This window comes from uncultured Shewanella sp. (assembly GCF_947495455.1).
In the GTDB taxonomy this organism is placed as follows: domain Bacteria; phylum Pseudomonadota; class Gammaproteobacteria; order Enterobacterales; family Shewanellaceae; genus Shewanella.
Genome location: NZ_CANLZC010000119.1, coordinates 1 through 16,365, shown reverse-complemented (window position 1 = coordinate 16,365; position 16,365 = coordinate 1). Strand labels below are relative to the sequence as shown.

Below are 16,365 nucleotides of genomic sequence, written 5' to 3'. Positions count from 1 at the left end.
GAGCTTATTATGGTTGTTTGGAGTATTTTACCTCAAAACCCTTGATGTGGCTGCTTTATATAAGGGGACACCTAAGAGTTTAATATTATCTTCTTAATACAAATACCGTGCATTCTATTTTTTACATAAAAAAACACCGCGATATTCGCGGTGTTTTATTCAACTCAATTATGAGCCTTAATTACATTTTCAAGCTAGCTTGAACATAAAAACGACGGCCTAAAGTATCATAGGTATAAGGATCAGTATTTGAATCATTATTGCCTGAATAATATGGAGGCGTCTTATCAAACAAGTTATTAATACCAGCAGAGAAAGTTAAGTTCTCGGTCATGAAGTATGACGCAGAGATATCATGATAAACAACCGTACCGACTGAAGGAGCATAACAGGCTGATGTATCATCCTTACAATCAAAGCTGTCCATGCCCGCGATCAAACGTGCTTGATAGTTTGCACTCCAATCATCGGCCATCACGCTCAAATCAAGGTTAGTTTTATACTTTGAAAAACTCCCTATACCTGAAGTGATAAAGCCAGCATAATCGACAGTCCCTTCAGTTGTGGTCACTTCATAATCTAATAAAACAGTACTATCGGCAGCCGCTCTCCAATCTAAACCAAGCATTTCAAAGTTATAGGCCACATTTAAATCAATACCTGATGTTTTCTCAGAGCCAATATTTTGTAATTGGTTGTTAAAACTAATACGACCTGTATTATCCATTGAAATTTGAGCAGACTGACACAGTGCAGAACTCATATTAGTTGCATTACCAGAACTGTCTAAGCAAGAATCTACAATATACTGAGCGTTCACTTCCGCAATGGCATTATCAATTTTAATATTATAATAATCGGCCGTTACTGATAAACCGTCAAACCAGCTAGGTGAATAAACAAAACCTGCTGTTAAGGTCTTTGCTTCTTCCGGTGTTAAATTTTCATTACCACCCACAGTCACTTGTGCCTGATCTTGAGCACCAGGGAAAGTAACTTGATCAAACGAGGTAGACTGACCAGAATACAATTCATCGACCGTAGGCGCTCTAAAGGCCGTTGAAGCAACACTTCTCAGCATTAAATCTTCCGTCACACCCCAAGTTAATCCTAACTTCCAAGTGCTGTCACTACCAAAGGTGCTGTAATCAAACGCACGCACTGCCGCGCTAATTTCAACATTTTCAGCTAAGAACATATCAGAAAGTACGGGAATAACAAATTCAGCATAGGCTTCAGTCACATCATACTCACCGCTAGTGGGATCCACTTTGGGATCGTTTGCTAAGCCTTGAGCTGTTAATGAATCAGGAATGAACCATGCTTTTTCGGTTCTTTGCTCAATACCACCTGCAAAGCCAACCATGCCCGCTGGCAATTCAAATAACTCGCCACCTATGTTAGCAGACAGAATAAACATTTCACTGCCACCCGAGTTAATCTCAGTGTAAGTGTAACCTTGCATGTTCTCGCCAGACCATGCCGTTTGATCTAATGGATTAAACGTGCCGTCAGCAATATCATCATTAACAGAACCCATGTTAATCAGGTTCGCTAGGCGATCCACAGAGTCATTACGACCATAATTAACCGCCACATCCCAACTCCACGAGTCACCAAACTCTCCTTCTATCCCAGTAACAACACGGACAGTATCAACAACTTGACTAAATTCACGATTGCCTACATCTGACATTCGGCGGTAATAAGTCACAGTATCATCGTAGTTAATGCCACTACTAATTAAACTGTCACCCATGGCTTCTGTATAGGTAAAATCAGTCCAAATAGGTTGAGGCGCCATTTGCTGCTCTGACCAACGCTTAGCATACATGGCCTCACCAAAGAAATTCAGTGTGTCGGTTAGCTCATAGTTTGCTAATGCCGTCATATTTAAACGTTGCATTGGCGTATAAAGATAACTTTCTGCAGCATAGTTATATCTATCGCTATCAGTAAAATTATGCCAAGTACCATCAGCATTACCTTGCAGCGACTCACCATTTGGTCCATATACATGCCCATAAGGAGTCAATACACTGCCCGCACAGTAGAGTGACATATTGCCATTATCATCTGTGCTTTCTGCATAGGGGCAAGCTGAAAAGTCACGATCAGCCATGCTAGCATCACCGCGATCCATATATTGAATACCCATTACCGCATTACCGCGATCAAAGTTACCACCAACCGTAAGATCAATACTGGTTGTTGTTGCATCACCTTGGGTTGAGGCGCCACTTTGGGCATTTAATTCAAAACCTTCAAAATCATCTTTTAAAATGATGTTAACCACACCCGCAATCGCATCAGAGCCGTAAACCGCCGAAGCGCCATCTTTAAGCACTTCAATACGCTTAATCATAGAAACTGGAATAGTGTTTAGGTCGACGGTTGAAGCCGCGCCTGTGCCAGAATTGACCATACGACGGCTATTCACTAATACAAGCGTACGTTGTGAGCCTAAACCTCGTAAATTAATCGATGCGTTACCTTGAGAGCCATTATTAATACCTGGGTTAGTCATGGCTCCACCCGTGGCGGTCATTGTTTGAAGCACAGAATCAATTGATGTTGCACCCGATGCTTGAATCGCGCTGGCATCAATCACGGTAACAGGGCTTGCTGTTTCCATATCGGTTCGTTTAATACGTGAACCCGTTACAGAAATACGCTCGACTTTCTCTTCAATTGTTGTTTCTTCTGCGAAAGTTTGCCCAGATAAAACAACACTAGTGGCAGCCATAGCCAAGCAGCTACGACGGACTGCTTTCGCAGCTAAAGTTAATGAATGCATATATTCTCCCTGACACTCCAAATTGAAATATCAAAATATTATTATTTGTTGTTTATTATTTTATTATTGAAACTAACATTAATTATTTTCAAACTAAATACTGTTAAATATACGACTTCATGTCAACACGAATTACATTAAAATAACTTGAAAACGTTTTTACGAACAAATAAAAACCAATAAAAATAATGATAAATAATACAAATCAAATAAAAACACACAGTTATAAAAAACTATCTTAAATATAAAAATAAATTATATTAAACTATCACAACGATTCATTTTGATACCAAGTTTAAATAAATATAAATTTATTATTTAATAAGTTAAAACAAATGCAAAAAATAACAATTTAATAAATAAAAGTATCAGTTATGGATACAAATGTTATTCAAAAAGAAGCATATTACTATCAGACCGCATGCCATCGAAACCAAGATATACACTCGATTTGGGCGATCAAAATAACATCAAATGTTAAATAAATAGAGGCATGATACTGATATCGTTATATGATAAATATAACGATTAAGTCGTTCGAATATTTAACACTGTAATGTCATCATTGACTCAAAAAGAATGCTAGAAAACAGTTCGCGAACCTTTGATTCAAACTCAAACATCCACTTGATTAAGACGTTAAAACGACCTAACACAGCATAAACTGAAAGAAAGAGATTAAATGAGATAGCTTAATATTTTTCTATAAGATCAGTATGGGCAGAAAAAGTGATACTAAATTCAAACTTCCACAACTCTATTTCACAAAAAAGCATTTACTGGCATAAAAAATAGAAAAATTAAACACCTTTATATGAAAATAAGGCCTAAATTTAGAATGAGTTTATTATTTGGTTTACTAGCGATAAAATCTAATTTAAATGAAATAGTCAGTGGTTAACATTAAAATTTAACATTAAAATGAAATAATAAAAAGTAACATTAAACATTCATCCCTCAAGCTTGACTGAGCATAATTCCCTTAGTAAATCGACTCCTAATATTCTCCCCCACAAACTACGATAGAAATCACCAAGATTCATCAACAGGCCAAATAAAAGACATAAAAAAAGAAGCCCTCAGGCTTCTTTTTTATCGTTACACTCACTCTTAACGAGTGCGTGGGCAAAGCTCTTCAGCACTAAAGAAATAAGCAATTTCACGCTCAGCTGAGCTCAGTGAATCTGAACCGTGAGCAGCATTCTCATCGATGCTTTGAGCAAAATCAGCACGAATAGTCCCTTCAGCTGCTTCCGCTGGGTTAGTCGCACCTAAAATATCACGGTGAGCAAGAACGGCATTTTCACCTTCTAGCACTTGAACCATAATAGGACCTGAAGTCATGAAAGCCACTAATGCACCAAAGAAAGGACGCTCACTGTGCTCAGCGTAAAAACCTTCGGCTTGCTCTTGAGATAAATGAACCATTTTAGCAGCAACAATTTTTAAACCTGCAGCTTCAAAACGGTTGTAGATAGCGCCAATGTTATTTTTGGCAACTGCATCAGGCTTTACAATTGAAAAAGTACGTTCGATAGCCATGAAAAGCATCCTTTTTTATAAACATGTATTAAAATTCGCGCGGATTATACGAAATTTAACGCATGATTCATACCCTTGTATGAAGATCTCATACAGATATACTCGGGATACTGCAAGGTGCATGTTTTCAGAGTGCGTAAAAGTGTCTAATTCAAGGCGTATTATTGCCGTATTTTTAAGAGTGAAGTGGCACGACAACAAGGTTATCATGCAAAATCGACCAACAATAGAAGACAATCAATCCATTTCTTCAATCCAACAAGTTTGAATCGCCTCTAAAATACGTTCATTGCAGTGCTGAAGATCATCATTGAATTCATCCAATAATAAAATCCATTCATAAAGATCAGTAAAGCGCACTTTAAGCGGGTTGATATCAGGATACTTATCTATCAGCGCTATTGCGATTTCACGAGAATCAATCCATTTCAACGTCATATATATTCCTTTATTTAGCCTTCTCATACAGTATACGACGACATATGAAATATACCAGTCAATGGCTAACCCACAGGTAAGTAAAGGCTCAATTACCCACTCCACTATTTCCTGAGATTAGCAGTGGATAGGGTTAGATAATTTCTAACACCAGTATCTTTAAGGAATGATTATTTTTTGTCGCTAATATGGCAGATTTAAATCCGTTTTAATAACACATATTTATTCGTTCAATATAAATATCCTTGAACAATAATTCTGCTAACCTTATCATAAGTGATTAAATAAAAAGCATATTATGTAAATCCTCTATACAAGTTAGAGGACATACTTTAAGGTCATGCTTGAACCACTACAAGATTATTTTTTAGGTTAAGTCGGCTCAAGTCGCTTCTTTTTACTGATCTTTTTCAACAGCTAGCATTTAAGGTTATTCTCTTGGCAAATTTCTCCACACATCTCAAAGCAAGTACCCTTACCAGCGCACCTTTAAGCTCTATTGCACTCGCAACACATATTTTAACCCTTCCAGAAAGCTTACTCTTATTTTCCATCGGTGCTTTATCTGGGCTCTTGCCTGATCTGGACTCCGATAATTCCACTTCTATTCAATGGCTATTTAGCATTTTAGGCTTCTTTTTATCCGCAGGCACCCTCTTTTTATATCCACTAGCCTCGTTAATTGAAATGTGGGTGGTCGGTATAGTCATTTATGCCATAACAGTTTACACCATTAAACCTATCTTTGAACAAATCACAGTGCACAGAGGAACATTACATTCTATTGTGGCTGTCATTATGTTTTCCATAATGGGAGTTTGTCTTAGTTTATTCATGCAACAAGCATTAAATTTATCACTTCTCATTGGAGTCGCCATTTTTATTGGTGCCCTCACTCATTTAATACTCGATGAATGTTATAGCGTCGATTTGGCAAATAACACGTTAAAATCCTCCTTTGGTACTGCCATGAAGCTCATCGATAAACGCTTTCCATTAACAACAATAATGCAAATGATATTTATCGGTGCAGGTCTGTTTTATCTCTTTCCCCACACTGATGAAATGCGCTCTGTGTTAATCATATGGCAAATTCAACTTGAAAATCTCACCATCATCCCTTCCTTTATAAGTCAATGGTGGAGATAAAGACAATCAATACTCCCAAGGATGGGAAAGCTTCACAAGAATGCCCCTAAAATAGAAAAAACAACCTACACTGAACCTAAGTAACCTGAACTCGGGATAAGCAGCGCCGCTTAATAGCACTATTTTTGCCCCTATCTGTGTTGTGCTTTCTACTAATAGCCCGCTATTAGATACGAAATCCCGCCTTGATATCGACAAAAATTGCAGTATTAAGCCAAGTCCGAAAATAAAGAATGACCCAATTTTATTCAATTTTTTAATATTAAATGGGTTACCTCACATTTTTGACACTCATTATCCCGAGTTCAGGTTAAGTAAAGCAATAATCAATAGGGGCAGAAAGACAATGACGGTGATAGTGACAGGTGAGTTAACGAACGAAAAAGACAATCAATTTAAAGTCACTCCACAGTATCAAGGCTATGCTTATCTTGAACTTTTGCGACATAAACTGGATCTTCCCTTAAACGACTTAAAAGGAGTCGAAGCCATTGGTGCGGGCTACGATATTTTTGGCCATTACGCCTTTGCCAAAAGCATCACTGTCCCCCTGTTTGACTGGCATAAAGCAAAACGTCGGCCCGTTGACTTCAAAGAAGATAGGCTTATTCCGGATCCCATTTCAGTCAACCTTATCAACCAAGCGCAATACCTATGCTTTTCAGGCAAGAATATTGCCAAATACCAAAATAACTTATCGCAATCTGCCCAAATCCCAAATGCCTATAATCTCTTTTCAAGTTCAGTGACCAATGATTTTTCATCCCGCAGTCTTAGAGAAGCCGCAAATGCTTTTACACGGGTTCAACAAACTATTCCTTTGTGGTCATTGCAGCTAGAGGATAAGCCCAATCAATTACGCACTTTATTAAAAGATGACATCAAAACAGCCATTGATGCTGCTCATTCACCTTCAGATTATGCTCAATTATTTCAGCAATATGGCAGCCATTTTTTAACCGGAATTATCATTGGAGGTCGAGCTGTCTTTGCCTCATCGACCAATAAAATCCACAGGGAAAGTACCTATCCTATCGACATGGTCGCTAAAGCTGTCTATCAAAAGCTCACTGGCCAATTATCTTATGATGATGAACAAGAATATGAAGCAGCCATACACAATTTTAACGCGCATTCCAATTCTCGCCATCTGATTGTTGGTGGAGAACATCAACCTGCCCTAAAGGCATTTTCAAGCCAAAAACAGAACTTTGACGATTGGCGTCACTCCATTGTAAATGCCGCAACTATGATTGACTTTACCCTGAAACGGCCACTCACTGGCATTTGGACATTATGCCATTCCACTGAAGAACAACATAAAATGTATGCCTACTTTAAAGACACATGGGCAATGGATACCTTTAAAGCCCATCAAATGTGGGCAGATTACATCGACAGCATTATTATTATTCGCGGCGATCACTCATCGATTCGTCCCCCCTGTGACTACGTGAAAATTCCAGTCAATCTAAATAAAGACTCTGGTGGTGATTATATTTATCTTTGCTATCATAAAGTCTCTGCTAACGGACTGAAGACAGATAATCCAAAATGTATTTCAGATATTCAAATTATCATGGGAGAACGTACTCAAGCTCCCGTGGGTTTCACTAAGTTGGATGTGGATTTAAACAAAGGTTCTGGCGGAGAATATATCTATCTTTGCTATAAAAAAGTCCCTTTTATTGACAGTATCGCCATTAAAGATCTCGATGTGGTAAGCGGTTCAAGTCCGGATCTGCAAGCCCCACATGGTTTTACTAGACTCGAGCAAGATCTCAATAAAGGCTCTGGCGGAGATTACGTTTATCTTTGCTATTCAACCAGTGTTTGACTTTCGGCTTCAAAAAAGCCAACTTAATAAACAGTTGGCTTTTGCTAATGGCTCTATAATTACATGATTGGAAGCTTAATTTCCCTCACTAACCATGTTAATCGTGTATTTGGGGATTTCAACAACCAAATCGCTACTGGGCACTTTAGACTGACAAGACAAGCGACTCTCAGGCTCAAGTCCCCAAGCCTTATCTAACATGTCATCTTCAAGCTCATCACTTTCTTCAAGCTCATCAAAGCCTTCACGAATAATCACATGGCAGGTTGTACACGCACAAGATTTTTCGCAAGCATGCTCAATATGAATACCATTCCTTAACGCAACATTAAGTACAGTCTCACCTTCCTTTGCTTCAATCACTGCCCCTTCTGGACATAGCTCTTCATGGGGTAAAAATACAACTTGTGGCATCTCGTTACCTATATATTGTCAACAGACTGGCCTTTGAGTGCCAGTTTAATAGAATTATCCATACGTTTTGCAGCAAAATCTTGAGTCAATTTATCTAAATCTTCGATGGCTTTTTCAATGGCATCTCCATCGACATCGGCAGCCAATTTGGCTAAATGCTGCATACTGGCCTCAATAGAACCACGCAGATCAGCACTGAGCAAATTACCATCTTTATTCAATGCGGCCGTTAAGGATTCCAGTACTCTGGCAGCTTCCACTTGCTTTTCTGCCAGCATTCGACGACTGATATCTTCCTTTGCATGAGTCATGGAATCTTTAAGCATGTTACCAATTTCAGTATCCGATAAGCCAAATGAAGGTTTCACTTGAATACTTGATTGCACTTGCGTTGATTTTTCCATAGCAGTGACACTAAGCAGTCCATCAGCATCCACTTGAAAGGTGACTCGAATATGAGCCGCACCCGCCGATAAAGCTGGGATCCCTTGCAAATTAAAACGCGCCAATGAACGACAATCATCAACTAACTCCCGCTCCCCTTGCACCACATGAAACGCCATTGCTGTTTGGCCATCTTTAAAAGTGGTAAACTCTTGCGCCCGTGCCACAGGAATGGTGGTATTACGAGGGATCACTTTCTCAACTAAGCCGCCCATAGTCTCAATCCCTAATGACAATGGGATCACATCGAGCAATAATAAATCAGTATCCGGCTTATTACCGACTAAAATATCCGCTTGAATGGCAGCGCCAATAGCCACAACACGATCGGGATCGATCGAAGTCAGTGGTGTTTGCTTAAAAAATCTTTCCACTTGCTCACGAACAAAAGGAACACGTGTCGAGCCCCCTACCATGACAGTTTCAAGGACTTCATCAACACTCACCCCAGCATCTCGCATGGCTCGGCGACAAGAGCTAATGGTTTTTTTCACCAAAGGGGAAACAAGCGCATCAAATGCTTCACGAGTCACATCAAAGCGCAGAGTATGATCATCGGCCAATGTCAAAGATGCCGTCACTAAGGCATTATCTGTTAATGCTTCTTTGACTCGCCTTGCCTCAATAAACAGCTGCCTTTCAAGGCTTGGCGTTACATCGGTTAATTGCCATTGCTCAATAAATGCATCCACTAAAAGGTGATCGAAATCATCACCTCCTAATGCAGAGTCTCCGCCCGTCGCTAAAACTTCAAAGACGCCTTTATTTAACCGTAATATGGAAATATCAAAGGTGCCACCGCCTAAATCATAGACCGCAATCACCCCTTCTTGTCCAGAGTCAAGCCCATAGGCAATCGCAGCAGCCGTAGGCTCGTTCAGTAATCTAAGGACCTTCACACCCACTAACGCAGCAGCTTCTTTGGTACCTTGACGCTGTGCATCATCGAAATAAGCAGGGACTGTGATCACTACACCTTCAAGCTCACCACCAAGGGTTTCTTCTGCCCTTGCCACCAGTGGCCTTAATATTTCAGCAGACACCTGTATCGGATTCACAAGACCTTGCTGAGTCTTAAACAAGGGTAAGCCATTATCACTTGTGGTTACATCATAAGCCGAAATCAATTTATTGGATTGTAAATCGGCAAGGCTTCTGCCCATGAAGCGCTTGACTGACACTATAGTATTTTGAGGATCTTGTGCCGAAAAGGACTCTGCCTCATGGCCAAAATAGATTTTTTCTTGAGTATAACGAATAACCGATGGAAGAGAGTGTCTGCCATCAAGATCAGGAAGGGTTTTCGCCTCACCGCTACGTACAGCAGCAACCAATGAGTTAGTCGTGCCTAAATCGATCCCCACAGCGAGTCTGTGTTGATGAGGTGCTGCGCTCTGCCCAGGCTCAGCAATCTGAAAAAGTGCCATATTTGTCCAACTTGATGAGGTAAGTGACACCGCTCGGTTAGCGAATGCTTACTGATGACCAATGCCATATTTATTACATGAAACAAAACACAATAGGGCATATTAGCAAGACAATATGAGGACCGACGCTCACCTACCTAACTTATTAAATAGCTAAAAAATGAATACTAATCGTTATCGAATAAGGCATCTTCAACCTTAATCAATTCATCCTGCAATTTTACCATGAATTTTAACTTGCGAACATGATCAGCTGCGCGTTCCCAGTCCAATTGGACCTCACTGTCCAGTAAAATCGCCAATTCGGCAGTAATAGAGTGAGAATAATCTGTAAATGATTGATTAAGTTCATTAATTAAATCATCAGGTACATGACTATGGGTAATATCTTCTAATGACTCACGCCACTGCATTTGTTGCATTAAAAATGAAGTATCTTTTACCGTTGTAGATTCATGGCTCAAGGTGATCCCTTTTAAAGCAAGAAGATGCTCTGCACGTAACACAGGATTTTTAAGAGTTTGAAACCCATCATTTATCTGCGCAGCACTTTGTACTGCCAAGCGTTTATCTTGTTCTGTTGCATGGGCAAACTTATCGGGATGCACCGCCTTTTGCAAATCGCGATAACGATGAGCAAGTAAGGCGGTATCGACATCAAAAGAAGGAGGAAAACTAAATAATTCAAAATAATTCATTGTTTATCTGAGCTGAAGTTAAACGGTAAAGCTCTCACCGCAACCACACTCGCCTTTTGCATTAGGATTATTAAATTCAAAACCTTCGTTTAAGCCTTCTTTTACAAAATCCAATTCTATGCCCTGAAGATACACTAAACTTTTAGCATCGATAATAATATTCACGCCATCAATTGCATAAAGTTCATCGTCGTCATTCAGTTCATCAACAAACTCAAGGATGTAAGCCATCCCTGAGCAGCCTGATGTCTTCAATCCGATCCGCAAACCTAAGCCTTTACCACGACTGGCTAAAAAGCTCTTTATTCGCTCCGCCGCCGCAGGCGTAATCGTCATTGTCATCTTAACTCCGCTTAACTAGCTTTCTTTGGTTTTATATTCATCTAACGCGGCTTTAATCGCATCTTCAGCCAAAATAGAGCAATGAATTTTTACCGGAGGAAGTGCCAATTCTTCAGCAATATCCGTATTTTTAATTTCTAGCGCTTGCTCAACGGACTTACCTTTAACCCATTCCGTGACCAATGAACTGGACGCAATAGCACTACCACATCCATAAGTTTTAAACTTAGCATCTTCAATAATACCGTTGTCACTGATGCGCAATTGCAACTTCATGACGTCACCACAAGCGGGCGCGCCGACCATTCCAGTGACAACTGAAGGATCGTTTTTGTCAAATGAACCCACATTACGTGGATTTTCATAATGATCGATTACTTTTTCGCTATAAGCCATGATACTTCTCCAATCTGTCTATTCGTGAACGATTAATGATGTGCCCATTGGACTGAGTCCAAATCGATGCCATCTTTGAACATCTCCCATAACGGAGACATCTCTCTTAATACACCAATAGATTGTGTAATGGTTTCTATTGCATGCTCAATTTCTTCATCGGTAGTAAAACGGCCAATGGAAAAACGAATAGAGCTATGCGCCATCTCATCATTAAGGCCCAGTGCTCTTAATACATAACTAGGCTCTAAGCTTGCAGACGTACAAGCAGAACCAGAAGAAACCGCTAAATCTTTTAACGCCATCATTAATGACTCGCCTTCAACAAAGTTAAAGCTCACATTTAAGCTTCCACAATATCTTTGCTCTAAATCACCGTTAATATACGTCTCTTCGATGTGCTTGATACCATTCCATAATTTATCACGCAGACGCAAAATGCGCGCATTATCACTGTCCATGTCCGCTTTGGCAATGGCCGCCGCCTCACCCATTCCTACAATTTGATGAGTCGCCAATGTGCCACTGCGCATACCACGCTCATGACCACCGCCATGCATAGTTGCTTCAAGGCGAATACGAGGCTTACGGCTCACATACAAGGCGCCAATCCCTTTAGGGCCATACATTTTATGAGCTGAAATCGATAACAAATCGACTTTAGTTTTTTGTACATCCACCACTAACTTACCGACACTTTGCGCAGCATCAACATGGAAGATAATCTTACGTGAACGGCACAACTCGCCAATGGCATCGATATCTTGAATAACACCAATTTCATTATTCACGTGCATAATACTCACCAAAATCGTATCGTCACGCATTGCCTCTTCAAGCATAGCTAATGGAATTAAGCCGTTATCTTCAGGCTGTAAGTAAGTGACCTCGTATCCTTCACGCTCAAGCTGACGGCAAGTATCTAATACCGCTTTATGCTCAGTCTTACTCGTAATGATATGCTTACCTTTTTTCTGATAAAAATGCGCCACACCTTTAATGGCTAAATTATCAGATTCTGTCGCCCCAGACGTAAAAACAATTTCACGGGGATCGGCATTAATCAGTTCAGCAATCTGATTACGGGCAATATCCACCGCTTCTTCGGCTTGCCAACCATAACGATGAGAACGTGACGCAGGATTGCCAAAAATGCCATCCATCGTCATGCATTGCATCATTTTTTCTGCTACACGGGGATCAACCGGTGTTGTCGCAGCATAGTCTAAGTAGATAGGTAATTTCATCTCACACTCCGTACTTTGTAACCTGTCTATCACAGGCTACTCACAACGTACAAAAATTTATTTTTTATAATCATCGCAAAAGAGAGTTAAACACCCAACCTTTGCTCCTGTTGTAACTTATCTTGCTGAACAGATATAAACTGTACATCTCGCTTACGCATCAACCCCGCTAGAGTGATACCATTCAGAAAGTCTGAAATTTGATCACTTAAATCGCCCCAAAGTGAATGCGTTAAACAACGACTTCCACCTTGGCAATTTCCTTGTCCTTGACAACGAGTCGCATCCACGGATTCATCCACAGCGCGTACCACCATGCCCACTGAGATATCGCAGGCATTCATACCTAAACGGTATCCACCGCCTGGCCCTCGAACACTGGAAACTAAGTCATTTTTTCTCAATTTAGCAAAGAGTTGCTCTAGATAGGACAATGATATCCCTTGACGCTCTGAAATGTCAGCCAGCGGCACTGGCCCAGCCGTAGAATGCATAGCAACGTCTAACATTGCCGTTACTGCATACCGACCTTTCGATGTAAGTTTCATGTCGACTTCGGCTCCTGAAAACGCCTAAAAAAGCATAGTTTAATTTCAACATACCCGAGTAAATTAGTCAAGTATAAAACCAAGTCGTTTACTCAAGTATTATTGGTCTTTGATTTTGCTTTAATAAGCCATCAAGGCTTGGTTGTTTTCAAGCTCGGTATTTAACCTTTTTATCGAGTAATATTCAATGAAAATCGCACTTTTATTTAGCTTAAAAGCATGTGCGATATGATATACGATACAAGACTAAATGATAGGATCAAATTCATCGAGATCTTGAGCACGTTTTTGTGCTGCGGCCAACTCAGCCTCACTGAACTCATTCACTTCAAGATCCGGTAATTTATCGGTACACACACTGCCCCCCAAGGTTTGCACTGCCTGACAAAGCTCTTGAACTTTAGTATCCATTAAGTGCATATGATCAAGCATTTGCCCAATTGCATTGGCAACAGGATCGGGGTTATCTGGTGAAACAGCATAGGCATCAAAACCATATTTCTTTGCCATTTCATGGCGGCGATCTGTCGTTTCCTTAGATTGTTTGGAAGGCGTTGTTACCACGCGTCCCGGAATGCCAACCACTGTGGTATGACTAGGCACATCTTTGACCACCACCGAGTTTGAGCCCACTCTGGCACCGTCGTGCATAGTGATCGGACCTAAAATCTGTGCCCCCGCCCCCACCACCACATTATTACCTAAGGTCGGATGGCGTTTTCCCGCCTTCCAAGTGGTTCCACCCAATGTCACACCATGATATAGCGTACAATCATCACCAATTTCAGCCGTTTCTCCAATAACAACCCCCATGCCATGATCGATAAAAAAGCGTTGTCCAATGGTCGCACCAGGATGAATTTCAACGCCAGTTAACCAACGAGAGAATGTCGATAAGCCTCTGGATAATAAACGCCATTTTTTCAACCACAGTTTATGACTTATACGATGGATCCAAATGGCTTGCATACCAGGGTAATTGAGCAATATTTCCAGTGTGCCTTTCGCGGCGGGATCGCGATGATATATCGACGCAATATCATCTTTAAGCCTTGCAAACATGGTGATGATTCCTTGTTATCTATTGATCACTTGATGTTTTATCCACCACTTTTTTGTCCACAGAGGTTAATATGCCACGTAAAATATTCATCTCCGCTCGCTCAATTCGCGCACGACTAAATAAACGGCGCAGTTTAGTCATCACTTGACCGGGATGATTTTTAACAATAAACCCTGTTGATAATAGTGTTTTTTCTAAATGAGAAAAAAAGTTTTCTTGCTCTTTGGCCAGAGGATAAACCTCCTCAACCTTAGGGTAATCGACCTTAGTGGACTCAAGATATGCCATCCGGGCTTCATAACAAATAATTTGTACCGCTTGAGCCAAGTTTAATGAAGTGTATTCTGGGTTAGCAGGGATTGCCACATGATAAGTACACTTTTGCAGCTCTTCATTAGTCAACCCATTATTTTCACGGCCAAAAACAATCGCTACAGGACCATTTACCGCTGAGCCAACCAGTTTTTCCCCAGCAGCGCGCGGGTCAAGCATAGGCCAATCAAGGGTTCGACTACGTGCACTCGTCGCTATCACCATAGAGCAATCTGCAATGGCTTCTTCGACAGAGTCAACAGTCACTGCATGTTTGAGAATATCGGATGCGCCAGCGGCTAAAGCCACCGAATGTCCATCTGGGGCCACTTTAGGCTCTGCAAGGTATAAAGAAGACAGTCCCATGGTTTTCATTGCACGGGCTGTAGAACCAATGTTTCCCGGATGGGAAGTTCCAACGAGAACAACACGTATATTACTTAGCATTAAACGACTTAATTTTATAAAAGATGATTGCTAAGAATATTACCACACACTACTGAAAAAATTTATACTTAAATCAATATTTGATCTAACCAACAAATCACGTATAATCGCGCTCCGATTATTCGTATCCGTTCTTTAACATCCAGGGGATAGCAACCATGCTTCCAATGCAAACTATTGCTGTGCGCGCCGCTCGCGCTGCCGGCCAAACTATTGTACGCGCCTTTGCCGAGCTTGATCGTATTGAGGTCAGTTCTAAAGGAATTAATGACTATGTCACTAATGTGGACAAGGAAGCTGAATCTACCATAGTTTATCAAATTCGTAAGGCTTACCCAGATCACACTATTATTGGTGAAGAGAAAGGTGAAAATCGCGTTGGAAACAGTGATTATGTGTGGATAATTGATCCTTTGGATGGCACCAATAACTTCGTTCGCGGCATTCCTCATTTTGCCGTTTCTATTGCCATGCAATTTAAAGGCAAAACCGAAGTCGCCGTTATTTACGATCCTATTCGTGACGAGCTTTTTTCTGCCGTTCGCGGTAAAGGCGCCAAGCTTAACGATTTCCGTATTCGCGTCAACAAGTCAACAGACTTCAACACAGCCATTATCGGTACAGGCTTTCCATTTAAGGCTAAGCAACACACAGAAACTTACATGAACATGTTTGCCGATGTCTTCAGCCAATGTGCCGATCTTCGCCGTGCTGGCTCTGCAGCGCTTGATCTAGCCTATTTAGGCGCGGGCCGTTTAGATGGTTTCTTTGAAATTGGCCTTAAGCCATGGGACATCGCTGCGGGGGATCTTATTGTCCGTGAAGCTGGCGGCACAGTGACTGACTTAACGGGCAACCATAATTACTTAGCCTCAGGTAATATCATTGCAGGCTCGCCAAAAGCCACAACGACTATGGTCAAAAGCTTCCGTCCTTTACTCAATGATGCACTAAAGCGTTAAGCTTTCATTCCATATTCTGAAAACCCAAAAAGCGCCGATAAGGCGCTTTTTATCATACTTTGAAAACAGCATTAGTGTTTCTGCTCAAAATTCAGTCCCTTGTGGGCATTTTTCAGTAACTCAGTTATAGTTTAAATAATGCCTATCCACCAGCTCAGATCCCTCCACTCCGCCGATGTTTATTTACTCTACTATTGCCTTTTTATTACACACTTTGTATCGTACCTTATACCAATTCCATTATATAGATGATCAATTCAGAGCTTCTCAGGCTTTTCAATTCAAGGCGCATTTATGCTGTA

General features: G+C 40.7%; 15 protein-coding genes. 3 read left to right on the top strand and 12 right to left on the bottom strand.

The features are described 5' to 3' along the window. Nucleotides 1–181: 181 nt before the first annotated feature. The 3 genes from Q0791_RS21590 to iscX all read right to left on the bottom strand — a co-directional run bounded on the left by Q0791_RS21590 (nucleotide 182) and on the right by iscX (nucleotide 4,777). Nucleotides 182–2,797, bottom strand: a complete 2,616-nt coding sequence (locus Q0791_RS21590; protein WP_299011119.1) for a TonB-dependent receptor — start codon at nucleotides 2,795–2,797, stop codon at nucleotides 182–184. Between the two features lie 1,110 nt (nucleotides 2,798–3,907). Next, entirely contained in the window at nucleotides 3,908–4,339 is a 432-nt protein-coding gene (ndk, locus tag Q0791_RS21585; RefSeq protein ID WP_299011118.1) for a nucleoside-diphosphate kinase, read from the bottom strand. 237 nt (nucleotides 4,340–4,576) lie between these two features. Beyond that, nucleotides 4,577–4,777 (bottom strand): Fe-S cluster assembly protein IscX, encoded by a 201-nt coding sequence (iscX, locus tag Q0791_RS21580; RefSeq protein WP_299011117.1) that lies wholly within the window; start codon nucleotides 4,775–4,777, stop codon nucleotides 4,577–4,579. A gap of 438 nt (nucleotides 4,778–5,215) precedes the next feature. Here iscX and Q0791_RS21575 point away from each other — a divergent pair, with 438 nt between their 5' ends. Together Q0791_RS21575 and Q0791_RS21570 are read left to right on the top strand one after the other, a co-directional pair. After that, nucleotides 5,216–5,926, top strand: a complete 711-nt coding sequence (locus Q0791_RS21575; RefSeq protein ID WP_299011115.1) for a metal-dependent hydrolase — start codon at nucleotides 5,216–5,218, stop codon at nucleotides 5,924–5,926. Between the two features lie 346 nt (nucleotides 5,927–6,272). Next, the gene (locus Q0791_RS21570) at nucleotides 6,273–7,763 is read left to right on the top strand and encodes an MAC/perforin domain-containing protein (RefSeq protein ID WP_299011113.1); all 1,491 of its coding nucleotides are present in this window, start codon (nucleotides 6,273–6,275) and stop codon (nucleotides 7,761–7,763) included. A 75-nt stretch (nucleotides 7,764–7,838) separates the two neighbouring features. On the opposite strand, the gene fdx is transcribed toward Q0791_RS21570, so the two are convergent. The 9 genes from fdx to trmJ all read right to left on the bottom strand — a co-directional run bounded on the left by fdx (nucleotide 7,839) and on the right by trmJ (nucleotide 15,101). Further along, nucleotides 7,839–8,177, bottom strand: coding sequence for an ISC system 2Fe-2S type ferredoxin (gene fdx / locus Q0791_RS21565; protein ID WP_299011112.1), 339 nt, complete (start codon nucleotides 8,175–8,177; stop codon nucleotides 7,839–7,841). A gap of 8 nt (nucleotides 8,178–8,185) precedes the next feature. Further along, nucleotides 8,186–10,048, bottom strand: coding sequence for a Fe-S protein assembly chaperone HscA (hscA, locus tag Q0791_RS21560; protein WP_299011110.1), 1,863 nt, complete (start codon nucleotides 10,046–10,048; stop codon nucleotides 8,186–8,188). A 167-nt stretch (nucleotides 10,049–10,215) separates the two neighbouring features. After that, nucleotides 10,216–10,746 carry a co-chaperone HscB gene (gene hscB, locus Q0791_RS21555; RefSeq protein ID WP_299011108.1) on the bottom strand — a complete coding sequence of 177 codons (531 nt, stop codon included), beginning with the start codon at nucleotides 10,744–10,746 and terminating at the stop codon, nucleotides 10,216–10,218. Nucleotides 10,747–10,764: 18 nt separating this feature from the next. Continuing rightward, nucleotides 10,765–11,088, bottom strand: a complete 324-nt coding sequence (gene iscA, locus Q0791_RS21550; protein WP_299011106.1) for an iron-sulfur cluster assembly protein IscA — start codon at nucleotides 11,086–11,088, stop codon at nucleotides 10,765–10,767. A 15-nt stretch (nucleotides 11,089–11,103) separates the two neighbouring features. Then, complete coding sequence (iscU, locus tag Q0791_RS21545) at nucleotides 11,104–11,484, bottom strand: Fe-S cluster assembly scaffold IscU (protein ID WP_299011104.1); 381 nt, start codon at nucleotides 11,482–11,484, stop codon at nucleotides 11,104–11,106. Nucleotides 11,485–11,516: 32 nt separating this feature from the next. Next, nucleotides 11,517–12,731, bottom strand: a complete 1,215-nt coding sequence (locus Q0791_RS21540) for an IscS subfamily cysteine desulfurase (RefSeq protein ID WP_299011102.1) — start codon at nucleotides 12,729–12,731, stop codon at nucleotides 11,517–11,519. A gap of 86 nt (nucleotides 12,732–12,817) precedes the next feature. Further along, nucleotides 12,818–13,279, bottom strand: a complete 462-nt coding sequence (iscR, locus tag Q0791_RS21535) for a Fe-S cluster assembly transcriptional regulator IscR (protein WP_299011100.1) — start codon at nucleotides 13,277–13,279, stop codon at nucleotides 12,818–12,820. A gap of 246 nt (nucleotides 13,280–13,525) precedes the next feature. Further along, complete coding sequence (cysE, locus tag Q0791_RS21530) at nucleotides 13,526–14,347, bottom strand: serine O-acetyltransferase (protein WP_299011121.1); 822 nt, start codon at nucleotides 14,345–14,347, stop codon at nucleotides 13,526–13,528. A gap of 13 nt (nucleotides 14,348–14,360) precedes the next feature. Further along, nucleotides 14,361–15,101, bottom strand: coding sequence for a tRNA (cytosine(32)/uridine(32)-2'-O)-methyltransferase TrmJ (gene trmJ / locus Q0791_RS21525; protein ID WP_299011098.1), 741 nt, complete (start codon nucleotides 15,099–15,101; stop codon nucleotides 14,361–14,363). 158 nt (nucleotides 15,102–15,259) lie between these two features. Here trmJ and suhB point away from each other — a divergent pair, with 158 nt between their 5' ends. After that, nucleotides 15,260–16,063, top strand: a complete 804-nt coding sequence (gene suhB / locus Q0791_RS21520; protein WP_299011096.1) for an inositol-1-monophosphatase — start codon at nucleotides 15,260–15,262, stop codon at nucleotides 16,061–16,063. Nucleotides 16,064–16,365 lie beyond the last annotated feature (302 nt).